Here is a 21,985-nt window from a genome sequence, read left to right on the forward strand (position 1 = left end):
CTGAAACTGCGCTTTCTTTTTCAAACCAATCAATTGGAGTCTGTGTAATGACAAAATACAGCATGAAAATATATTCGCTGTTTGTGGTTTTTTTATTCGCCACACATGCGGCTGATGCAAAAGGCAGGTCTGCGGCAGCAGTTTCCCACAGCTGTAAAAATATCGCCTTGGTAAGCAGCACAGAGCATTTGCTGTATCAGCTTTATAGCAATTTGGATAGTGCGTGCCTGTTTGAAAGCCCGCCGGATGCGCTGGAGAATGCCTGGGGAATCTATGTAACCGATCTCAGAGATGAAAAACGCAGTTCGTTTTGGGATAGGGTGCAGTCCCACAAACTCCCCAGATACTCAAAATTAAGCAAAAACATCGGTGTGCTTATCAAAAAGTTGGAGAATGGTAAGCTGTGGCTGACGGTTAATCCGATAGCGCAAGGAGAGATACTGCCTGGTTCCATTTTATCGACACAGGATAAGTTCCCAGACCTGCTTCCACCGCCGGAACGGGAATATAACCCCGTCATGATTGTCGGAAAGCCGTGGTTGAAGCCCAGAACTGTTGGCGTATATAGGGGAGACTATTCTTATTACTGGAAAGGGAAAAAACTTACTCTATTAATGAAATCTGCTTTTTTCGGATATGTGGATCGTTTTGAAGTTTTTTTTAATTAATCGTGTAACTGCTATTTACGTAAGCACAGTTTGGTTTACCCAACCCAACGCAGTCTAAAGCAGCCTGAAACCCTAAGCCTCAGGTCGGGCATTTATGCCCGACAAGAAACGGACAATAAAACCAGCAAATGTCGGGCATGAATGCCCGACCTATGGCAATCGCGGGAACGGCCTTCTGCCCCGACAGACAAACAGAGAAGCGTTTTATGGACAGCAAAAACCTCGTCATTATCGGCGCGGGCGGCCACGGCAAAGTGTTGGCGGCCACCGCGCTGGCTGCCGCGCAGTGGGCGCGGATTGTGTTTCTCGACGACGCCCGCACCGCAATGGACAGCAAAAACCTCGTCATTATCGGCGCGGGCGGCCACGGCAAAGTGTTGGCGGCCACCGCGCTGGCTGCCGCGCAGTGGGCGCGGATTGTGTTTCTCGACGACGCCCGCACCGCAGGCGATACCGTTATCGGCCTGCCCGTTTTGGGCGGCACGGAACTGCTCGGCAGCCGCGTTGCCCCCGACGCATACCAAGCCGCCGTGGCCGTCGGCGACAACGCGGCGCGGCGGCGGCTGTTCGGCCGTCTGAAAACGCTGGGATTCGAATTGCCCGACATCGTCCACCCGAGCGCCGTTGTCGCGCCGTTTGCCGAACTGGGCGGCGGCTGCGCCGTGTTCGCCCAAGCCGTCGTCCAGCCCGGTAGCCGCTTGGGCGAAGGCTGCATCGTCAACACCGCCGCCACGGTCGACCACGACTGCACGCTGGGCGCATTCGTCCACATCAGCCCGGGCGCGCATCTGGCGGGCGGCACGGCGGTCGGCGAAGATAGTTGGATAGGCATAGGCGCGTGCACCCGCCAGCAGGTGCGTATCGGCAGCGACGTCACCGTCGGCGCAGGCGCGGCGGTGGTGGGCGATGTGGCAGACGGCCTGACTGTCGCCGGCGTGCCCGCGCGGGTGCTGCGCTGAATATTAAAGAGGCCGTCTGAAAGTATTCAGACGGTCTGTTAGAGAAAAACCCGAAATGTGACTGATTGATGTATTGCTGACTTTGGCCGAAGCGGCCTTGCAGGTTTTCGATATTACGCCGTCTGACAAAAACGACGGATAGGCCATCTGAAAAAAGAAAGAACCTTATGCTGAACACTTCCCTCTCCCCCTGGCCGAGCTTCACCCAAGAAGAAGCCGATGCCGTATCGCGCGTTTTACTGTCCAACAAAGTCAACTACTGGACGGGCAGCGAATGCCGCGAGTTTGAAAAAGAATTCGCCGCCTTTGCCGGCACGCAATACGCCGTCGCCCTCGCCAACGGCACGCTGGCGCTGGACGTTGCCCTCAAAGCGGTAGGCATAGGCGCGGGCGACGATGTGATTGTTACCTCGCGCACCTTTCTCGCCTCCGCCTCCTGCATCGTTACCGCAGGCGCCAACCCTGTGTTTGCCGATGTCGATTTAAACAGCCAAAACATCACCGCCGACACCATTCAGACGGCCTTAACCCCCAACACCAAAGCCGTCATCGTCGTCCACCTCGCCGGTATGCCCGCCGAAATGGACGCGATTATGGAATTGGCCGAAAAACACAATCTGTGGGTCATCGAAGACTGCGCCCAAGCCCACGGCGCACGTTACAAAGGCAAACCGGTAGGCTCTATCGGCCACATCGGCGCGTGGTCGTTCTGCCAGGACAAAATCATGACCACCGGCGGCGAAGGCGGCATGGTCACGACCAACAATAAAGAATTGTGGGAAAAAATGTGGTCGTACAAAGACCACGGCAAAAGCTACGATGCGGTGTACCACCGCCCACACCCGCCCGGATTCCGCTGGCTGCACGAGAGCTTCGGCACCAACTGGCGCATGATGGAAATGCAGGCCGTCATCGGCCGCATCCAGCTTCGCCGTATGGGGCAATGGACGGCGCGCCGCCGCGAAAACGCCGCAAAGCTGGCCGAAACGCTAACCCAGTTTGACTGCATCCGCCTGGTAAAAATCCCCGACTACATCGAACACGCGCAATACAAGTTTTACGCCTTTGTGCGCCCCGAAAAACTCAAACAGGGCTGGACGCGCGACCGTATCATGAACGAATTAAACGAGCGTAAAGTGCCCTGCTATCAGGGAAGCTGCTCGGAGGTTTATCTGGAAAAAGCCTTCGACGGCACGCCGTGGCGGCCCGAAGGCCGTCTGAAAAACGCCGTCGAATTGGGCGACACCAGCCTGATGTTCCTCGTGCACCCCACGCTCACCGACGAGGAAATCCGCTTCTGCTGCGACAACATCGCAGCCGTTTTGGCCGAAGCTTCGGCCTGAGGCCGTCTGAAAATAGAGGCCGTCTGAAAAGCCGTAAAACCGGTTTTCAGACGGCCTTTCGCTCCTTGTGGCAAAAGCGCGTACAATCCGCGCCTTTCTTTTTTGCGAACAACCCTTTTCAGACGGCCTCCATCCCAAACAGAGGCCGTCTGAAACCCCGAAAGCACACCTCCAAATGTCCACCATTGTTTACCCCAAAACCTACGACGTCATCATCGTCGGCGGCGGCCACGCCGGCACAGAGGCCGCGCTGGCTGCCGCACGCATGGGCGCGCAAACGCTGCTGCTTACCCACAACATTGAAACGCTCGGGCAGATGTCCTGCAACCCGTCGATCGGCGGCATCGGCAAAGGGCATCTGGTGCGCGAAGTCGATGCGCTCGGCGGCGCGATGGCGTTGGCGACCGATATGTCGGGCATCCAATTCCGCCGCCTCAACGCCAGCAAAGGCGCGGCGGTACGCGCCACCCGCGCCCAGGCCGACCGCATTCTCTACAAAGCCGCCATCCGCGAGATGCTGGAAAACCAGCCGAATTTGGACTTGTTCCAGCAAGCGGTGGACGACATCCTGCTTGACGGCGGACGCGTGTCGGGCGTGAAAACCGCGATGGGCGTGGTGTTCCAAGCCCGCGCCGTGGTGCTGACCGCCGGCACGTTTCTTGCCGGCAAAATCCACATCGGTTTGGAAAACTATTCCGGCGGACGCGCGGGCGACCCTGCCGCGCAGTCGCTTTCAGGCTGCCTGAAAGAGCTGAAGCTGCCGCAAGGCCGTCTGAAAACCGGCACGCCGCCGCGCATTGACGGGCGTACGATTGATTTTTCCCAACTCACCGAGCAGCCGGGCGACACGCCGACTCCCGTGATGTCCGTGCGCGGCAACGCCGCCATGCACCCGCGCCAAGTGTCGTGCTGGATTACGCATACCAATTTGAAAACACACGACATTATCCGCAGCGGCTTTGACCGCAGCCCGATGTTTACCGGCAAAATCGAAGGCGTCGGCCCGCGCTACTGCCCGTCCATCGAAGACAAAATCAACCGCTTTGCCGACAAAGACAGCCACCAGATTTTCCTCGAACCCGAAGGCCTGACCACCCACGAATACTACCCCAACGGCATCTCCACCAGCCTGCCGTTCGACATCCAAATCGCGCTCGTTCGCAGCATGAAAGGCTTGGAAAACGCCCATATCCTGCGCCCCGGCTACGCCATCGAATACGACTACTTCGACCCGTGCAACCTCAAAGCCAGCCTCGAAACCAAAACCATCCAAGGCCTCTTCTTCGCCGGACAAATCAACGGCACCACCGGCTACGAAGAAGCCGCCGCACAAGGCTTGCTCGCGGGTGCCAACGCCGTGCAGTATGTGCGCGAACAAGCGCCGCTGATTCTGCGCCGCGAACAGGCGTATCTCGGCGTATTGGTTGACGACTTGATTACCAAAGGCGTGAACGAGCCGTATCGTATGTTCACCAGCCGTGCCGAATACCGATTGCAACTGCGCGAAGACAACGCCGATATGCGGCTCACCGAAGACGGCCACAAAATCGGCTTAATCGGCGAAGCCCAATGGCGCGCGTTCAACGAAAAACGCGAAGCCGTCGAGCGCGAAATCCAGCGGCTCAAATCCACCTGGTACACCCCGCAAAAGCTGCCCGAGTCTGAACAACTGCGCGTGTTCGGGCAAAAATTGAGCCGCGAAGCCAACCTGCACGACCTGTTGCGCCGCCCCAATGTGGACTACGCCGCCCTAATGACCCTGCCCGATGCCATGCCGTCTGAAAGCCTTGCCGACGACGTGGTGGAACAAGTGGAAATCCAAGTCAAATACCAAGGCTACATCGACCGCCAGCAGGAAGAAATCAACAACCGCCGCGATATTGAAACCTTAAAGCTGCCCGACGACATCGATTACAGCAAAATCAAAGGCTTGTCGGCAGAAGTGCAGCAGAAACTCAACCAACACCGCCCCGAAACGCTGGGGCAGGCATCGCGCATTTCGGGGGTAACGCCCGCCGCCGTCGCGCTGTTGATGGTGCATTTGAAACGCGGGTTTAAAGACGCTGAATAAGGCAAAAAGGCCGTCTGAAAACGTTTTCAGACGGCCTTTTTATGCCGCTCCTTAGCGGATGCGCTTTACCAGTAGCCCAGCACTTTCCACCAGATGCCGCCGACGATGGTGAACACCAGCAGATTGGCAACGCTCATGACGAAGCCGGTTTTCCACCATTCGCCCAGCGTGGTGTAGCCCGAGCCGAACACCACGGGGGCGGTGCCGGTGGCGTAGTGGGTGAGCGTCATCATCAGGCTGGAAGCGGCGGCCATCATCAGGCCGAACACTATCGGCGGCGCGCCCAGCGCCAAGCCCGCGCCGTAGAAGGCGGCGAACATGGCGGTGATGTGGGCGGTGGTGCTGGCGAACATATAGTGCGCGTACAGATACACCAGAATCAGCAGCGCCGATGCGCCCGCCCAGCCCATGCCGGTTTGCTCGATGCCCGTTTTGAGCGCGTCGGAAAACCAGGCAATCAGGCCGAGCTTGTTGAGGAAGGTAGCCATCATCACGAGGGCGGCAAACCAGGTAATCGTGTCCCACGCGCTTTTTTCTTTCAGCACGTCGTCCCAGCTCAACACGCCCGAGAGCAAAAGCAGCGAGAGGCCGATGAAGGCGGTGGCGGTGGGGTCGACGGCAAAGGCGCTGCCCAGCAGCATGGCGGGCACGCCCGCCCACAGAACGAGCAGCAGGGCGAAGATAGCGAGCATGATTTTTTCGCCGCGGTTCATCGGCCCTGTTCGGTCAGACGGTCTTTGGCAAACTGCGCCGCGTTGGGCGTGGCCTTGATTTCGGGCGGGCAGAGGAAATATATCACCAGCGGCATCAGCGCCATGGCGGCCAGACCCGGCAGCAGCATCGCCAGCGTCCAAGTGCCCCAGCTCAGATGAATGTCGTTGCCGGTAGCTTTGGCGATGATGTCCACCACCAGCGGATTGGGCGCGGTGGCGGTGATGAACATGGCCGAGGTGATGGGGTTGCTGTGGTAGTTCACCAGCGCCAGATATTTGCCCATGCGGTTTTGCGTGCCTTTTTCCGGGTCGGAATCGTAGCTCGAAGCGATGGCCTTCATCACGGGGTGGATGATGCCGCCACCGCGCGCGGTGTTGCTCGGCGTTACCGGCGCGAGTATCAGCTCCGAGAGCGCGAGGCTGTAGCCGATGCCCAGCGTTTTTTTGCCGAACAGGGATATGAAGTAATAGCCGATGCGCGCGCCGAGGCCGGTTTTCAGGATGCCGCGCGAAATCATGATGGACACGCCGATCAGCCAGATAAGCGGGTTGGCGAAACTCGACAGCGCGTCTTTGACCGCTGCGTCGGGCTTGTCGTTGGTTACGCCCGTGACCGCCACCAGCATGATGGCCACCATCGACAGCGCGCCGATGGGCATCGCCTTGCCGATAATCGCCGCAATCACGCCGACAAACATCGCCAAAAGATGCCATGCCTGCGGCGTCACGCCTGCGGGCACGGGAACGGCAAACCAAATCAGCAGCGCCAGCCCCACCGCCACAGCGGCGGGCAGCGGTTTGAAACCGAGCTTGTCCATAATGGAACTCCTTTTTTGCTTGGATGGCGCACGCGAAACGGCGCCTGTGGAAAGAAAAGAGACAGGCGGACTATACGCCTGCCGTGCCGTTTTTGTAATCGGATTACAAAAAAATGCGGGAAAACGGCGGCAAGCGTAAGAGTTGGGAAAGATAGTTACAGAAAATGCTGCGCGCGGCAGCAAGGCCGTCTGAAAAGCAAAAAGGCCGTCTGAAAACCTTTTAATCGGGTTTTCAGACGGCCTCTGTCTGCCGCGGTGTCTTGCGGTTTAGAACGTATGCTTCACCGAGAAGGTGTAGCTGCGCGGTGTGCCGTACACGTGGATGTCGGGCATGGTTTTGTATTTTTTGTCGAACACGTTTTCGGCGTACAGCGAGACGAACGTGCTTTTGCCCAAGCGGTATTTGGCGCTCAAATCCAAAGTGGCGTAGGCGCGTTGGGCAAGGGCGGCGCGGGCGGCCGGCTCTTTGGGGGCGTATTCGTCGATGGTGTCGATCTGGCTCTGCCAGTTGACGTTGCCGCCGAGCGTGAGGCGGTCGGTAACATCGTAGCTGGTGAAGAGTTTGAACAGGTGTACCGGGTACGAGGTTTCGATGCGATTGCCTTTGCTGTCGCGGGTTTTGGAGCGGGCGTAGGAAGTGTTGATGAGCCAGCGCTCGTTCAGACGGCCGCCGAGCGAGAGTTCCCAGCCTTTGTTTTTGGTGTGGTTTTCGGCGCGGTAGTAGTCGCGTTTGTCGATTTTGCCTGCTTTCACGGCCAAGCCGTCGCGGCGGTTGAGGAATACGGCGGCGGCGGCGTTCAGACGGCCTCCGTACCATGCGCCTTTGATGCCTGCTTCGTAGGTTTTGCCGCGCTGCGGGTCGAGCGGGTTGCCGTTGATGTCGAGGGCGTGTACCTGCGGGCGGAAAACGGTGGTGTAGCTTGCGTAGGCGGCGAGGTGGGGCGTGAAATCGTAAGTCGTGCCCAAATAGGGGATGAAAACGCGGCTGGTGCGTGTGTCGTCGGCAAATTTGTTGCGCCGCGTGGCGTAATGGTATTGCCAACGGGTGTAGCGGCCGCCGGCCAAGAGCGACCAGCGGTCGGTCAGGCGCAGGCGGGTGGCGGCGGAGGCGGTGAGGTTGCGGGTGTTTTCAAAGCCGTCGCTCTGGTATTCAAACTCGGGTTTGGCGATGTTGCCGTCAAAGCGGCGTAAATCTTTGATGGGCAAATCGATGTCGCGGTAAACCGATAATTTGTCTTTGCTTTGCAGATAGCCGATGCCGGCGCTGAAGTCGTGGCGGCGGCCGAAAAGGGGATAGCTGCCGTCGAGTTTGAGGCTGAAGTTGTGTTCTTTCAGACGGCCTTTGCCGAAATCGGCGTTGAATTCGCCGGAGAAGTCGCGGTTGATGACAAAGGGGCCGGCGATGCCGGAGAGCTGCTCGTAGCGGCCTTGCGTGTAGCTGTAATCGCCTTTGAGCGTCCAGCCGTTGTCGAATTCGTGTTTGACCGAGGCGAAGATTTCGCTGCTGTTGTCGCGGCTGTATGCCCAGCGGGCGGAGGAGTTGTTGCGCGGCGAGGCGTCAAAGGGGGCGAAGCCGTCGTCTTCGTTGCCTGCGATGGTGAGGTAGCTGAAGCGCGAGCTGCCGCTGCTGCGGTCGGCGTGGATTTCCGCACCGGTGCTCAGGCGGGTTTGCGGGCTTAGGTCGTAGGCCAACACGCCGTAAAGGGTGTGGTTGTGGCGCGAGGAGCGGGGCAGGTAGTCGCCGCCGTGGTCGCTCACGATGACGGCGCGGCCGAGCAGGGTTTTGCTGCTGTTGAGTGCGCCGTTGGCATCGAGGTTCAGGCGGGTGTGCCGCCATGAGCCGAGGTCTGCGCCGATGCTGACGGCGCTCTGCGTGCGCGGCTGTTTGCGCGTGAGGGTAATCGTGCCGCCGGTTTCGCCCATGCCGCCATTGGCAAGGCCGGACGCGCCGCGTATCACGGTGATTTCTTCGTAAAGCGCGCTGTCGAGATTGTTGGTGGCGCGGCGGATGTTGTTGGATTCGTAGAAGAATTTGGATTTTCCGTCCACCGTGATGCTGTCGATGGGAATGCCGCGCGAGGCGAAGTTGCTGTCGCCGGTGGCGTTGTTGCCCATTTTGCTGTGGTAGAGGCCGGGGGTTTGCTTCAAGGCTTCCTGCAGGGTGTCGAGGCTTTGGTCTTCAATCTGCCGCTCGGTCATTACCGAGAGCGATTGCGGCGTTTCACGCTGGGTGAGCTTCATGCCGGTGGCGGCCGAGCTGGCGGGCACGGTGTAGTTGCTGGTGTGTTGTTTGGCGGTTTCGCGCACATGGACGTGTTCGAGCGCGTCGCTTTCGACAACCGCGCCGGTGTCGGCGAGGGCTTGGGCGGGCAGCAGCAGAGCGGCGGCAACGGCGGCAGAGAGTCGTTGCAGTTTATTGCGTTTTGGTAACATATTTTTTCCGTTTAATTGCAAAAAAGCTCGCGATTTTAACCTAAACCGTCTGTTTGCTACATTGGAATTTGCAATGTATAACATTGCCGAGTAACGAAAGAGGCCGTCTGAAAACCCTGTTTTGGGTTTTCAGACGGCCTCTTATCTTGCCAAAGCCGAATGTCAGCCGACCATCTCCAAGGCCGTCTGAACGGCGGTGACGAGGCTGCCGCCGTCGGCTCTGCCCGTGCCCGCCAGATCGAGCGCCGTGCCGTGGTCGACGGAGGTGCGCACGAAGGGCAGGCCGAGGGTGATGTTCACGCCGCGCCCGAAGGAGGCGTATTTCAACACGGGCAGACCCTGGTCGTGGTACATCGCCAGCACCGCGTCGGCATCTTTGAGCATAAAGGGCTGGAACAGCGTGTCGGCGGGATAGGGGCCGCGCACGTCCAGTCCTTCGCCGCGCAGCTTGTCCAGCGCGGGGATAATGACGTCGTTTTCCTCGTGCCCCAAATGGCCGCCCTCGCCCGCGTGCGGGTTCAGCCCGGCCACCAGTATGCGCGGAGCGGCGATTTTGAATTTGCCGCGCAAATCGCGGTGCAGGATGCGCGCGGTTTCGCACACGGCGTCGAAGCTCACGGCGGCGGCAACGTCTTTCAGCGGCAGATGGGTCGTTACCAGCGCCACGCGCAGGCCGCCGCCCGCGAGCATCATCACCACTCGATCCGTGCCGCTTTTTTCCGCCAGATATTCGGTGTGGCCGCTGAAAAACACGCCCGTCGCCTCGTTGATGATGCCCTTGTGCAGCGGCGCGGTCACCATCGCGGCAAATTCGCCGCGCACGATGCCTTCGTATGCCGTGTCGAGCAGTTGCAGCACATAGGGCGCGTTGGCGGCGTTCAGACGGCCTGCCTGGCACGGTGCGGCCAGCGGGATGTGCAGCACTTCCAGCGTGCCCGCTTCGGCGCGGTTGTCCGGCGCGTAATCGCGCAGGCGCACGTTTTTGCCCAACTGCGCGGCGCGTTCGGCCAACAAATGTTTGTCGGCAAGGATGACGGGGCGGCAGGGCAGGTCGTGTTCCGCCAAACCGAGGCAGACGTCGGGGCCGATGCCGGTGGGTTCGCCCGAGGTGACGGCGAGAATGGGGAGGTTCATGGGATTTCCGTTTGCTTGACTGTCGAATCGTCGGCCACCGTGGTTTCAGACGGCCTCAGACACATTTACCAAAAGAAGGTTTGGGCGGGGCTGCCGTTACAGCGGCGCACGGTGATGCGGCTGTCGGAAGCGTCGAGGCACAGAGCCGGATTGGCGGCCGCTACCAGCGCGGCGCCTTCGTCATACCACTGCTGGTTGCGGCCGCCGTGGCAGCGGTAGAGGATAACGGGCGTGCCCTCGCGCTGCTCCCCGCCCGCCACATCGAGGCAGCCGCCGTTTTGGCGGATGGTGCCGCTTGCCGCGTCAAAACGGAACTGCTGGTTGGCGCGGCCGTGGCAGGCGTGGCGGATCAGGGTTTTGCCGTCGCCGCCGTGGACGTCGAGACATTCGCCGCCGCCCGTGCGAATCAGGCCGCGTGCGGGCGTTGCGTCGGGCAAAACAACCAGCGGCGCGCCGCCCGTTGCCGCCTGCTCTGGCAGATAGACGTTGCAGGCCGCCAAAAGCAGGGCGGACAGGATGGTTGCGATGGTTTTCATGGTTGCTCCTTTCATCGGATAAACGGGATGGCCGTCTGAAAAACCTGCGAAGCAGGTTTTTCAGACGGCCTCTTGTTTTTCCAAAAGCCTGAAAAACTCGTGTTTGCTGCGCGGGCGCGCACCCTGCCACAGCACGCGCCAGCCTGCGGGGGCGGCTTCGTCGGCCTGCTCGCTGCGGATCAGGCGGTAGCGGCAGGAGGCTTCGCCGCCGACGGCAAGCGGCAGGCTGCCGTATTCGCCCCAGGCGGTGCGCACGGCGTAGGCGTCGCGGGCGACGGCGAGGCACTCCGTGCCTGATTTGAGCGCGGCGGGCGCGGCGGCTTCCATGCGCTCCACCACAGGGCGGTAGCTTTTGGCCGCGTCGAGCCAGGGCAGAAACAGCGTCATCAGCAGCGCCCACACCAGCGTCATGCCCGCCGCCCAGTTTGTCACCGCCTGCCGCCCGCGCACCTTGCGCCGCCGCACCGCCAGCACCCACAAGGGCGTGAACAGCACGGCGACAATCATCGGCATCCAGTCGAAATCGGGTACGTAATACGGGCTGAAATAGGCCGAGCGTTCGGCCAACTTCGCCGGCCAGCCGAAATTCATCGCCAGCCAGCCCAGCCATAAAAACGCCGCCAAGAGGCCGAAAATCATGATGCCGAACCAGTTGAAAAACGCCGCCGCGCCGCGCCGCAGCGCATCGAGGCGCACCGCGCCCAAAAGCGAGAGCGGCGGCAGCAGCCAGATGAGATTGTCGGCGTCGTGTGCGGGCGTGCACGAGGCCAGCGCCAAGGCCGCCGCAGCCCATAACACGGCGGGCGCCGCCCAGTCTTCGCGCCAAAAGCCGCGGCGGCTGCACGTCCACAAGGCCAGCGGCCAGGCGGGGAAGGCAAACCACAGCAGGTTTTTCAGGTAATAGACGGGCGAAAACGACAGCGCAAACGTTTCCGTACCGCCGAACACGCCGAACGCGTTTTGCCGCAGCCACCAGTCGAAAGCGGCGGGCGAAGCGCGGTGCAGCGAGAGCGGATAGAGCGCCGCCAGCGGCAGCGCCAGCGCCGCCGCGCCCGCCAGCGCCGCTGCGAAACGGCGGCTGCGCCATTGCGGCGCCAGCGGCAGGGCAAAAGCCGAAAACATCAGCACCGCCGTCACCAGCCAGCCCGCCGACACCGACAACAGCGCCCAGCCCGAGCCCAAAAGCAGCGCGGCGAACATCGCCCGCCGCCGCGCCACCGACAGTCCGTACAGGCACAGCCCCAGCGCGGCAAACTGCACCGACACGCCGCCGAGCAGGTGCGCGTTGGTAATCAGCCCGGCGCAGCCGATCAAAATTAGCACCACGCTGCGCCCCTGATGCCGCCCCGCCAGATGGAAGCCCGCCATGCCGCAGCCGCTCAGCCCAATCACGGTGAAAAACACGCCCGCCAGCCGCATCGCCGAATAGGCGTCGGCAAGCCACGGCGAGAACAGCGTGCGGCATTGCGCCGCCAGCCAGACGTAAACAAAGGGCAGACCGGCCTCGGGTGCGCCGTCCAAACCCCGCGCCAGCCACCAGCCGCCGCCCGAAAGCGCGTGTTTCACCGCTTCGTTGGCCGCAATTTCGTCGGGTTTCCACAGGTCGTGCGAAAACACGCCCGGCCACAGCCAGGCGAAGACCAAAAGCAGCAGAATCCACGGTTTTTCATGCGTCGGCGGCGCGGCGCGCATCTCGGGCGGGGTGTAGGTCAGCATCGTTTTTCTATCGGGGGAAAACAACCCCTAGTGTAACAAAAACGGCGTGAGGCCGTCTGAAAGCCTCACGCCGTCGGAATTTCGCTTTCAGACGGCCTGACGTTTGCGCGGCCGTCTGAAAGCGGCGTTTCAAAGCCGGGTTTCGACAAAATCCAAACGCACCGCCCGTTTCGCGCCGCCTGCCGTTCGGGCTAAAATGGCGCGGCCGTCTGTGTTTCAGACGGCCTTATGTCCACAAGAAAAACGGAAGGAAGAAATATGTACCGACTGCATATCGGCAGCAAACACATCTCGTCATGGTCGCTGCGTCCCTGGCTGCTGATGAAGGCCTGCGGCATCCCCTTTGAGGAAGCGCTGCACCATTTTATCGACGACAAAGACGCGCAGCGGGCGCAGTGGCGGCCGTTTTCACCCACTTCGCAAGTGCCCGCGCTGCACGACGGCGGCACGGTGGTGTGGGACAGCCTCGCCATCGCCGAGTATCTGGCCGAGCGCCATCTGCACATCTGGCCGCAGGACGCCGAAGCCCGCGCCTGGGCGCGCTCCGCCGCAGCGGAAATGCACAGCGGCTTCGCCGTGATGCGCAGCGTCTGCAACTTCACCCTGCTGCGCGCCGACACCCCCGCCCTCACGCCCGGCCTGCGCCGCAACCTCGAGCGCATCGGCGCATTGTGGAACGAAGGCCTCGGCCGTTTCGGCGGAGATTTTCTCGCCGCAGAACACTTCGGCGCGGTTGACGCCTTTTACGCGCCCGTGGCGCTGCGTCTGGCCAACCACGGACTGGAAGACGCCCTCAGCGGCGCGGCGAAGGCGTATGCACAACGCCTGTTGGCGCTGCCTGCCATGAAAGAATGGCTTTCAGACGGCCTCAAAGAAATCGAAACCGCACGACAGGAGTAAACACATGAACAAGCAAGACGCACCAACCCGCACCGAACCGCAGGGCAGCCTGCTGCTGCGCACCATGACCCGCCCCGCCGACACCAACCCCAACGGTGACATTTTCGGCGGCTGGCTGATGTCGCAGATGGACATCGCCGGCGGCATCCTCGCCTGCGAAACCGCCCGCGGTCGCATCGTCACCGTAGCCGCCGACAAAATCGTCTTCCACCGTCCCGTCGCCGTCGGCGACATCGTCGGCTGCTACGGCACGCTGGTGAAAACGGGCAACACCTCGATGCAGATACACATCGAAGTGTGGGTGCACTCCGCATCCTTCGCCGATTTCGACGAACAGCGGCTGGTAACCGAAGCCCTGTTCACCTACGTCGCCATCGACGAAAACGGCCGCCCCCGCCCCGTCGGCCAAAGTGCCTGAGCGCGGCCGCAGGCCGTCTGAAAATCCATTGTTCCCGAAGGAAAAGCACCATGAAAACCGTCCTCCTGCTCAACGGCCCCAATCTCAACCTGCTCGGCACGCGCGAGCCGCAGATATACGGCAGCACAACGCTGGCCGATATCGAAAAACACATCGCCGCACTCGGCGCACAGCTCGGCGTGGCCGTTGCCTGTTATCAGAGCAACAGCGAAGGCGAGCTGGTCGGCCGCATCCACCGCGCGCGCGAAGAAGGCGCGGCCGCCGCCATCATCAATGCCGGTGCCTACACCCACACCAGCGTCGCCCTGCGCGACGCACTGGCCGGTACCGCGCTGCCCTTTGTTGAAGTGCATATTTCCAATGTGTACAAACGCGAAGCCTTCCGCCATCACTCTTATCTGTCCGACATCGCCATCGGCGTGATTGCCGGACTGGGCGTTTACGGCTACGAAGCCGCCCTGCGCTTTTTGGTAGAGACAAAGGCCGTCTGAAAGCGTGGTTGCCATAAAGCGCAAACCTTTTCAGACGGCCTTCCCGTCCTCATGGCAGGCCGTCTGAAAGCGGAGCTTCAACGAAGTGAAAACCACCACCGTCAGGAAAAACATGACCGACCAAACCCGCTACACTGCCCGCCTGCACAACCTTTTGCGGCAGGCGCTGGCCGATATCCCCACACAACTGCGCGGCGGCATTTACGCCGTTTCCCTTTATTTCCACTGTGAAGACGACGACGACCGCTACCCCTGCGTCGGCTTCAGTTACAACACCGAAAGCCGCTGCCGCGAACAGGCCGCGCAAGCCTCGTCGCCCGCCGAAGCACGCTGGAACTACGCCTACTGGTTGCAGGAAGACGCTCCGGCTTGGCGTATCATCGGCGGGGAAAACGATGCCGACCTTGCCGCATGGTTTGCCGCCTCGCCGCACTACTACGGCGAAGAAGAAAACCAAGCCGCTTTTGAGGACGACGATGACGAAGCCTTTGCAACCGTATCCGCCAAAGGCGATACCTTTCGCGCCGAATTTGTCGAAGCCGTGATTGCCGCCGTGCAAAAACTGTTCGCCGAAAATGCCGTTGCCGACACCTTCGGCCGCAATATTCCCGTGCTGGTGCATGAGCTTGAATATTATGATTTGCCCAACGGCTGGACAAAACGCGCCAACCCGCCGGGTGTGGCGGACGAATTTCTTGCTTGGGCGCAAAACGGCGGGTATGACGGCGAAGACGAAGACTAAGACTAAGACGCCCGCGATACGGACTACCGGAAAAACCTGCTTGCCGCCCGCCGCGCCGCGCAAAAACCTGCGCCTGTCGGCAGCGTCATTGATTTGGACAGCCCCGCAGAGGTCGAACCCATTATCGAGCAACTGGTCTTCCGCATCCGCGCCTACAAACGCACGCACGGTGCGCCCCAATCCTTCGGTTGGCTTTATGTGCGCGGCTTTGGGGAAGGCGCGTCCTTCGCATTCGGCGCGGGCGCGGCGGCAGACGATCCGCAAGGACTGCTTGCTTACCAAAACGGCGGCGAAGTGTGGGATTACGCCGATGCCTATGAAACCGGCGAAGCCGACGGCGAACCGCCGGGCAGCAGCGAGCCTGCGGGCGTGTATGCTTGGTATCTCGCCGAAGGCAGGTTAAACGGGCGCGGCAGCGTTACCCTGCAATACAGGGACTGGCAGATGGTTTCAGACGGCAGTCTGTGGCAGGCAGTCGGCTTTATGCCCGAGGGGTCGGCGGCAACCGTTTTCTCCCTGCGTTTCTACCGCGCCGTGCTGGCCGAAACCGTCCGCCGTTATCCCGACGAAATCCAAGGCTTCGTGCTGAAAAGCGACGATTGGGAGTATCCGCAGCGCGAATGGGTGGACGGGTGCACAAAGGCCGTCTGAAAACGACTTATGCGAAGCCGTAATCCGTCAGGCCGTCTGAAAGCTGCGCGCGTGCCGCGCCCTTGTTTCAGACGGCCTGAATTTTTCCGCTGCTGTGTTTGGGCGGACGCGGCGGCGCAGGCCGTCTGAATGCGTTGCCGCATCTGCTTGGCGGCAAACGGTAAAAGGCCGTCTGAAAACGTCGCATCCCGAAAGGGGCAGACGTTTTCAGACGGCCTTTTGTTTCGATTGGTTTAAAACCCGGCCTGTCTTTCGAGCTGTTCGACCAGTTGCGGGTCGAGGCGGAAGGCGTCGGCCAGTTGCGAGAGGAAGACGATTTCTTTGCGCGAGAGTTCGCCGCACACCATGCGGGCGGCAAGGTAGGCTTCGGCTGCGGCGGCGGTGTCGCCGCCTGCCAGGGCGGCCAGTTCGGCGGGGACGGCGGGGTTGCGGGTTTCGGCCAGCAGCCATTGGCTCTCTTCGCTGCCGCCGCTTTCCTGTTCGATCAGGCTGCGTTCGGTTTCGTCTATGCTGCCGTCGGCCGCGGCGGCGGCAATCATGGTTTTGAGGATGAGGCGGCCGCTGTCTTCGCTTTGCGTGCCCTGCGGCGCGAAGGCGTTTTGCGCGGGCGGGGCTTCGGTGTTGCGGCTTTGCTGCCAGCTTTGGTAGGCGTGGTAGGCCAGTGCGCCGAGGGCGGCGGACGAGCCGGTTTTCAGCAGGTTTTTGCGGGTTTTTTTACCCAGCAGCATGGAGGCGAGGCCGACTGCGGCCGCGCCGCCGCCGATTTTGCCGAGCAGGTTTTTGTCGCCGGCGGTTTTTTGTACGCCGTCGAGTACTTGGTTAAGCAGGTTTTGGAAGTTCATGGTGCTGTCCTTTCGGTTGGGTGGGAGGCCGTTTGAAAACCGGTTTGACGGGTTTTCAGACGGCCTCTGAGTGGTTTAGGCTTCGGCGAACGCGCGTTGCACTTCGTCGGCGATGGCGGCGATACCTTGTTCCAGCGTCTCTTCGCTTTGGGCGATGCTGATGCGGATGCATTCGCGGGCGTGGGGGTAGTTTGCAGTATCGAAGCCGATAAAGAAGGGCTCGCCGGGGATGATAAGGGTGCCACGTGCTTTGAGGCGCTGGTAGAGGGTTTGCGCGGGGACGGGCAGGCCGGGGAAGTTGAGCCAGAGGAAGATGGCGCCTTCGGGTTGGTGGATAAGCAGGCGCTCTTTCAGGCTGCCTGAAAAGTGTTTTTTAAGGATGGAAACGGCAAGATCGGCCTGTTTTTGGTAGAAGGGTTGGATTTCGTCGGCGGAGAGTTGTTGCAGTTTGCCGCTTTCGATTAAGGGGGCGGCGATGGCAGCGCCGAAGCGGGTGGGGGCGAGGTTGGTGATGGCGTTCAGGCTGCTAATGGCACGGATGACTTCGAGCGCGGCGACGACGATGCCGGTGCGCACGCCGGGCAGGCCGGTTTTGGACAGGCTGAAGCAGAGGATGATGTTGTCGTGCCAGTCAAGACGGGCGGGGACGTGGATGATGTCGGGGAAGGGCAGGCCGTAGGCGTTGTCGATGATAAGGGGGATGTGGTGGGCGCGGGCGAGCTCGTCGAGGCGTGCCATTTCGCTGTCGGTGAGGACGTTGCCGCTGGGGTTAGTGGGGCGGGAGCAGCAGATGGCGCCGATTTGGCCGTTTTGCAGCTCGGGCAGGTTTTCGAGGGCGGGGAAGTCGACGCGGTATTTGAAGAAGCCGTCTTGGCCTTGGTATTCGGTGCGTTCGATTTGCGGGGGGACGGCGATGAAGCGGGGGGCGTCGATGTGGGCGTCGGCGTAGCCGATGTATTCGGGGGCGAAGGGCAGGAGGATGGATTTGTCGCTGTTATCGTCAAATTGGCCGCCGAACAGGTTGAATAGATAGAAGAAGGCGTTTTGCGAGCCGTTGGTCAGGGCGATGTTTTCTTCGCCGATGTCCCAGCCGTATTGGCGGCGGAAGTAGGCGGCCAGGGCGGCGATCAGGCGGGCGTCGCCCTGGGGGGTGGAGTAGTTGGCCAGGCTTTCGATGGCGGCGCCGTTGTCGGCGATTTGGCGCAGGGTGTCGGCAAAGGCCTGCTGCACGGCGGGAATGTGGGCGGGGTTGCCGCCGCCGAGCATGTTGACGGGTTTGCCTTCGGACAGGGCGCGGCCGAGGTCGTCCATCAGTTGCAGGATGCCGCTTTGGCGGGTGAATTTTTGGCCGAATCGGGAGAATTGCATGGCTGGGCTTTCGTGGGTTGGCTTGCGGCGGATTATAACAAGGAGGCCGTCTGAAAGCCGCAAACGCGGTTTTCAGACGGCCTTTCGCTGCGGGATGCTTATTTCAGCGGGCTGGTCGTCCAGATGTTGCGGTAGGAGACGTAGCTGATAACGGGAAGCAGCGGAAACACGACTGCATAAAACAGCAACAGGCTGACCGCAAATATCAGGTTGTTGTGTTCGACTGTCATTTTGGCGGTTTTGAACAACAACAATGTCACTGCGCCATATCCCAGCACGAGCGTTATCAATAGAAAGACGCTAAGCTGGACAATATTTTTCAGGCTGCCTGTCAGGCTCATCCACATGGCTTTGGCAGCAGGCACTCCTTGCAGCATAATCAGCGGCAGCGACATCCAGTTGCACAGGAAAAACAGGGGGAAGATGCCGCCAAGCGCCCAAAAAATCCTGCTCTCGCCGGGATTTTTCAGATTTGCCACTGCCATCAAACAGGCCGTCGCTGCCAAGAACCAAAACAGATACAGCCTCACCAATACCCATTTCCGTTCGCCAAAGCCGCTGAACAGGCGGCCGAAGACAAACGATCGCTCTTCCGACACCCCCGCCGCTATCGAGACGAATCCGGCGGCAAAAAGCAGGGGCAGCATCTGTACAAATAAAAGAACCGCAAACGACAGCACATAAGCCCACCATTTATGCTGCGCTGCTGCCGTTTGTATATCCAGCGCGGCCATCGCAAAAAACGATCCCCATGCCATGACCACAATGCTGACCAGCATCAGCAGTATCGCCAAAATCCACTGGGGCAGCCTACCGCCGACCAGCAGCAGCGTATGTTTGAGCCATACTGCAATGTCGCCTATCGGCCGCCACGAAGGGGCATCGAGCAGATAGGGCGTGCCGTTATCGTAGTCGCTGCCGTAGCCGCCGTAGCCGCCGTAGCCGTAATAGTTTTCTGTGTCGTGCATGATGTTTTCCTTATTAATTGTTGATTGCTTTCGGGGCGTGCATTTTACAACGGAATATTTGGGAATCCGGTGTCCGCCGAGCGCAAAGGCCGTCTGAAAACTTTCAGACGGCCTTTTTGCTACAATGCCGCCTTTGCCCGCACCCGCATCCCTTATGAACCAACCTTCTTCCCGCCGGCGTTCCGCCCTTGCCGCCTACGCCGATTCCCGCGCCATTATCCTGTTTTTCCTCGGCATTTCCGCCGGCATGCCCATTTTGCTGATTTTTTCCAGCCTGTCGCTGTGGCTGCGCGAAGCGGGCGTGGCGCGGGATACGGTGACGATGTTCAGCTGGGCGGCACTGGCCTATTCCTTCAAATTCGTCTGGGCGCCGCTGGTCAATTCCCTGCCGCTGCCCCTGTTCGGCCGCCTGCTCGGACGGCGGCGCTCCTGGCTTTTGCTGGCGCAGGCGGGCGTGGTGTCGGCGGCGGCGGCGATGGCGCTAGTCAACCCCGTCGATCCGCAGGCTTTGCGGCTGATGGCGGCGGCGGCGGTGCTGCTGGGTTTTTCTTCGGCAACGCAGGACATCGTTATCGACGCCTACCGCATCGAGGCGGCGGCGGGCGATGCGGCGATGCAGTCGGTGATGTCGGCCACATACAGCGCGGGCTACCGCGTCGGCATGGTGCTGTCGGGGGCGGGCGCGCTGTTTCTGGCGGCCAAACTCGGCTCGGCGGCGGATCATTATTCTTACGAAGCGTGGCGGCAGACTTATCTGGCGATGGCGGCACTGATGGCGGCGGGCGTGCTGACGACGCTGCTGATGCGCGAGCCGGAAGCGGCTGCTGCCGCGCAAACGCCTTGCCCTCCGCTCGACCATCTGCGGCTGGTGCTGCTGTTTTTGGGCGCAGTGTCGGCCTTTGTCGCCGCCTTTGTTTGGGTCGGCAGCCTGCTGCCCGAGGGCGGCGGCGCGCTGGCCAAACTGGGCTGGGAAACGCTGCGCCTGGCCTCGGCGCTGGCGGCGGCGGGCGCGGCGGGTGCGCTGCTGGTGGCGGCGAAGGTGGCGCCCGCCGCCTTGGCCGTGCAAACCTGGGTGTCGCCCGTAACCGATTTTTTCCGCCGCTACGGCCGCTCAGCCCTGCTGCTTCTGGCCTTAATCGGCCTCTACCGCATTTCCGACATCGTGGCGGGCGTGATTTCCAATGTTTTCTATCAGGACTTGGGCTTCAGCAAAGAGGAAATCGCCTGGGCGGTGAAGACCTTCGGCGTGCTGATGGCGATTGCGGGCGGTTTTGTCGGCGGTGCGCTGTCGCAGCGTTATTCGCTGATGAAAATGATGATGCTGGGCGCGGTGCTGGCGGCGGCCACCAACCTGCTCTTTGTCGCCCTGGCCTACCAAGGCCGCGATCTGACGCTGATGTATCTGGCCGTCGGCAGCGACAATCTTGCCTCGGGGCTGGCGGGCGCGGTGTTCGTCGCCTTTTTGTCGGTGCTCACCAATATCCGCTTCACCGCCGTGCAATACGCCATTTTGAGTTCGCTGATGACCCTGCTGCCGAAAACGCTGGGCGGCTACTCGGGCACGATGGTGGAAAACATCGGCTACCCCGGCTTCTTCCTCTTCACCGCCCTGCTCGGCCTGCCGGTGCTGCTGCTGGTGTATCTGGTGGACAAAAAGATTTACCGCAACAATCAGGCCGTCTGAAAAGGCCGTTTCTGCAAAGGAAAACCCATGACGCAAACCCCGCTCTACGCCGTGTTCGGCAACCCGGTAGCCCACAGCAAATCGCCGCCCATCCACCAAATGTTCGCCGCGCAGGAAGGCGTGCAAATCGCTTACGAGCGCCGCCTGTCGCAGCCGGAAACCTTCGCCCGCGACATCGCCGCGTTTTTCGCCGCAGGCGGCGCGGGCGCGAACGTCACCCTGCCCTTCAAAACCCAGGCCGCCGAACTGGCGCACGAATGCTCCGAACGCGCCGCCGCCGCAGGCGCGGCCAACACCCTCATCCCCCTTTCAGACGGCCTTATCCGCGCCGACAACACCGACGGCCTCGGCCTCGTCTGCGACATCACGCGCAACCTCGGCATTTCCCTTTCTGGCAAACGCATCCTCCTCCTCGGCGTGGGCGGCGCCGTGCGCGGCGTCTTGCAACCCCTGCTGGCCGAAAACCCCGCAGAGCTTATTATTGCCAACCGCACCCACGCCAAAGCCGAAGCCCTCGCGCGGCAGTTCGGCATCGCTGCCGTGGAAACAGGCCGTCTGAAAAGCGGCTTCGACATCATCGTCAACGGCACATCGGGCAGCCTCTCCGGCCAAACTCCCGACATCCCCGCCGCCGCCTTCCAAAACTGCGCCCTCGCCTACGACATGGCCTACGCCGACAGCGCCACCGCCTTTCAGACGGCCGCAGCAAACGGCGGCGCGGCACAAACCGCCGACGGCCTCGGCATGCTCGTCTGCCAAGCCGCCGAATCCTACCGCCTGTGGCGCGGCTTCGCCCCCGACACCGCCCCCGTTATCACCGCATTGCGAAAGGCCGTCTGAAATGCTCAAATGGATACTTGCCCTGCCCTTTGCCCTCTTTATCCTGTTTAACGCCTACGTCTACGGCAGCATCCTCACCTTCCGCGCCGTCGCCCCGCACCACAGCGCCTTCATGACCGCCCGCATGGCCGAGTTTCGCCGCGAAGGGCGCGACATCCCCCTTGACTACCGCTGGCGCGCCTACCCCGACATCTCCGCCAACCTGAAAAAAGCCCTCATCGCCTCCGAAGACGCCGCCTTCGCCGAACACAGCGGCTTCGACTGGAACGGCATCCGCAACGCCATCAACCGCAACGAAAAAAGCGGCAAAATCAAAGGCGGCGGCTCCACCATCAGCCAGCAGCTGGCGAAAAACCTGTTTTTGAGCGAATGGCAGAGCTACATCCGCAAAGGCGAAGAAGCCGCCATCACCGCCATGCTCGAAGCCACCACCGACAAAGATCGCATCTTCGAGCTCTACCTCAACATCATCGAATGGGACTACGGCGTCTACGGCGCGGAAGCCGCCGCGCAGAAGTTCTACGGCAAACCCGCCGCCAATCTCAGCAAACAGCAGGCCGCCGCCCTCGCCGCCCGTGTCCCCGCCCCGCTGTATTACGCCGACCACCCGCAAAGCAAACGCCTGCGCAACAAAACCAACATCATCCTGCGCCGCATGGGCTCGGCCGCACTGCCCGAAGAGTAAGCGGG

At 61.2% G+C, this 21,985-nt stretch carries 19 protein-coding genes and 1 pseudogene; 12 read left to right on the top strand and 8 right to left on the bottom strand.

The window, feature by feature from the left end; genetic code table 11:
* The first annotated feature begins 47 nt into the window (after positions 1 to 47).
* The 4 genes from ACLD9W_RS02390 to mnmG all read left to right on the top strand — a co-directional run bounded on the left by ACLD9W_RS02390 (position 48) and on the right by mnmG (position 5,041).
* A complete protein-coding gene (locus ACLD9W_RS02390; protein WP_410840522.1) occupies positions 48 to 668 on the top strand; it encodes a hypothetical protein in 621 nt (206 codons plus the stop codon).
* A 206-nt stretch (positions 669 to 874) separates the two neighbouring features.
* On the top strand, positions 875 to 1,627 hold the full coding sequence (locus ACLD9W_RS02395) for an acetyltransferase (protein ID WP_410840523.1): 753 nt from the start codon (positions 875 to 877) through the stop codon (positions 1,625 to 1,627).
* 167 nt (positions 1,628 to 1,794) lie between these two features.
* On the top strand, positions 1,795 to 2,970 hold the full coding sequence (locus tag ACLD9W_RS02400; RefSeq protein WP_410840524.1) for a DegT/DnrJ/EryC1/StrS family aminotransferase: 1,176 nt from the start codon (positions 1,795 to 1,797) through the stop codon (positions 2,968 to 2,970).
* Positions 2,971 to 3,145: 175 nt separating this feature from the next.
* Positions 3,146 to 5,041: a tRNA uridine-5-carboxymethylaminomethyl(34) synthesis enzyme MnmG gene (mnmG, locus tag ACLD9W_RS02405; protein WP_410840566.1), complete on the top strand. Its 1,896-nt coding sequence runs from the start codon at positions 3,146 to 3,148 to the stop codon at positions 5,039 to 5,041.
* A 65-nt stretch (positions 5,042 to 5,106) separates the two neighbouring features.
* Here the strand turns inward: mnmG and ACLD9W_RS02410 are convergent.
* From ACLD9W_RS02410 to ACLD9W_RS02430, 5 genes and pseudogenes are all read right to left on the bottom strand, one after another.
* A pseudogene (locus tag ACLD9W_RS02410) lies at positions 5,107 to 6,572 on the bottom strand (DASS family sodium-coupled anion symporter).
* Between the two features lie 267 nt (positions 6,573 to 6,839).
* On the bottom strand, positions 6,840 to 9,005 hold the full coding sequence (locus ACLD9W_RS02415) for a TonB-dependent siderophore receptor (RefSeq protein ID WP_410840525.1): 2,166 nt from the start codon (positions 9,003 to 9,005) through the stop codon (positions 6,840 to 6,842).
* 162 nt (positions 9,006 to 9,167) lie between these two features.
* Complete coding sequence (gene pdxA / locus ACLD9W_RS02420) at positions 9,168 to 10,139, bottom strand: 4-hydroxythreonine-4-phosphate dehydrogenase PdxA (RefSeq protein ID WP_410840526.1); 972 nt, start codon at positions 10,137 to 10,139, stop codon at positions 9,168 to 9,170.
* 65 nt (positions 10,140 to 10,204) lie between these two features.
* On the bottom strand, positions 10,205 to 10,675 hold the full coding sequence (locus ACLD9W_RS02425; protein ID WP_410840527.1) for a ricin-type beta-trefoil lectin domain protein: 471 nt from the start codon (positions 10,673 to 10,675) through the stop codon (positions 10,205 to 10,207).
* Between the two features lie 60 nt (positions 10,676 to 10,735).
* On the bottom strand, positions 10,736 to 12,391 hold the full coding sequence (locus tag ACLD9W_RS02430) for an ArnT family glycosyltransferase (RefSeq protein ID WP_410840528.1): 1,656 nt from the start codon (positions 12,389 to 12,391) through the stop codon (positions 10,736 to 10,738).
* A gap of 258 nt (positions 12,392 to 12,649) precedes the next feature.
* Between ACLD9W_RS02430 and ACLD9W_RS02435 the strand changes: the two genes are divergently transcribed.
* From ACLD9W_RS02435 to ACLD9W_RS02455, 5 genes are all read left to right on the top strand, one after another.
* The gene (locus tag ACLD9W_RS02435) at positions 12,650 to 13,291 is read left to right on the top strand and encodes a glutathione S-transferase family protein (protein WP_410840529.1); all 642 of its coding nucleotides are present in this window, start codon (positions 12,650 to 12,652) and stop codon (positions 13,289 to 13,291) included.
* Between the two features lie 4 nt (positions 13,292 to 13,295).
* The gene (gene yciA / locus ACLD9W_RS02440; RefSeq protein WP_410840530.1) at positions 13,296 to 13,709 is read left to right on the top strand and encodes an acyl-CoA thioester hydrolase YciA; all 414 of its coding nucleotides are present in this window, start codon (positions 13,296 to 13,298) and stop codon (positions 13,707 to 13,709) included.
* 50 nt (positions 13,710 to 13,759) lie between these two features.
* Positions 13,760 to 14,200, top strand: coding sequence for a type II 3-dehydroquinate dehydratase (gene aroQ / locus ACLD9W_RS02445; protein WP_410840531.1), 441 nt, complete (start codon positions 13,760 to 13,762; stop codon positions 14,198 to 14,200).
* A 112-nt stretch (positions 14,201 to 14,312) separates the two neighbouring features.
* On the top strand, positions 14,313 to 14,942 hold the full coding sequence (locus ACLD9W_RS02450) for a hypothetical protein (protein WP_410840532.1): 630 nt from the start codon (positions 14,313 to 14,315) through the stop codon (positions 14,940 to 14,942).
* A 93-nt stretch (positions 14,943 to 15,035) separates the two neighbouring features.
* The gene (locus ACLD9W_RS02455) at positions 15,036 to 15,593 is read left to right on the top strand and encodes a hypothetical protein (protein WP_410840533.1); all 558 of its coding nucleotides are present in this window, start codon (positions 15,036 to 15,038) and stop codon (positions 15,591 to 15,593) included.
* A 233-nt stretch (positions 15,594 to 15,826) separates the two neighbouring features.
* Here ACLD9W_RS02455 and ACLD9W_RS02460 read toward each other — a convergent pair whose 3' ends face one another.
* The 3 genes from ACLD9W_RS02460 to ACLD9W_RS02470 all read right to left on the bottom strand — a co-directional run bounded on the left by ACLD9W_RS02460 (position 15,827) and on the right by ACLD9W_RS02470 (position 18,771).
* Positions 15,827 to 16,435: a tellurite resistance TerB family protein gene (locus ACLD9W_RS02460; protein ID WP_410840534.1), complete on the bottom strand. Its 609-nt coding sequence runs from the start codon at positions 16,433 to 16,435 to the stop codon at positions 15,827 to 15,829.
* Between the two features lie 75 nt (positions 16,436 to 16,510).
* Positions 16,511 to 17,803, bottom strand: a complete 1,293-nt coding sequence (locus tag ACLD9W_RS02465; protein ID WP_410840535.1) for a valine--pyruvate transaminase — start codon at positions 17,801 to 17,803, stop codon at positions 16,511 to 16,513.
* 98 nt (positions 17,804 to 17,901) lie between these two features.
* Positions 17,902 to 18,771 (bottom strand): hypothetical protein, encoded by an 870-nt coding sequence (locus ACLD9W_RS02470; RefSeq protein ID WP_410840536.1) that lies wholly within the window; start codon positions 18,769 to 18,771, stop codon positions 17,902 to 17,904.
* Positions 18,772 to 18,925: 154 nt separating this feature from the next.
* Between ACLD9W_RS02470 and ACLD9W_RS02475 the strand changes: the two genes are divergently transcribed.
* Genes ACLD9W_RS02475 through mtgA form a run of 3 tightly spaced genes read left to right on the top strand, consistent with a single transcriptional unit; the run spans position 18,926 to position 21,980 of the window.
* Positions 18,926 to 20,455: an AmpG family muropeptide MFS transporter gene (locus tag ACLD9W_RS02475; protein WP_410840537.1), complete on the top strand. Its 1,530-nt coding sequence runs from the start codon at positions 18,926 to 18,928 to the stop codon at positions 20,453 to 20,455.
* Positions 20,456 to 20,482: 27 nt separating this feature from the next.
* Positions 20,483 to 21,295 carry a shikimate dehydrogenase gene (gene aroE, locus ACLD9W_RS02480; protein ID WP_410840538.1) on the top strand — a complete coding sequence of 271 codons (813 nt, stop codon included), beginning with the start codon at positions 20,483 to 20,485 and terminating at the stop codon, positions 21,293 to 21,295.
* Between the two features lies 1 nt (position 21,296).
* Positions 21,297 to 21,980 (top strand): monofunctional biosynthetic peptidoglycan transglycosylase, encoded by a 684-nt coding sequence (mtgA, locus tag ACLD9W_RS02485; protein ID WP_410840539.1) that lies wholly within the window; start codon positions 21,297 to 21,299, stop codon positions 21,978 to 21,980.
* Positions 21,981 to 21,985 lie beyond the last annotated feature (5 nt).

It is taken from the genome of Neisseria sp. WLZKY-1, from assembly GCF_046546535.1.
Lineage (GTDB): Bacteria > Pseudomonadota > Gammaproteobacteria > Burkholderiales > Neisseriaceae > Neisseria.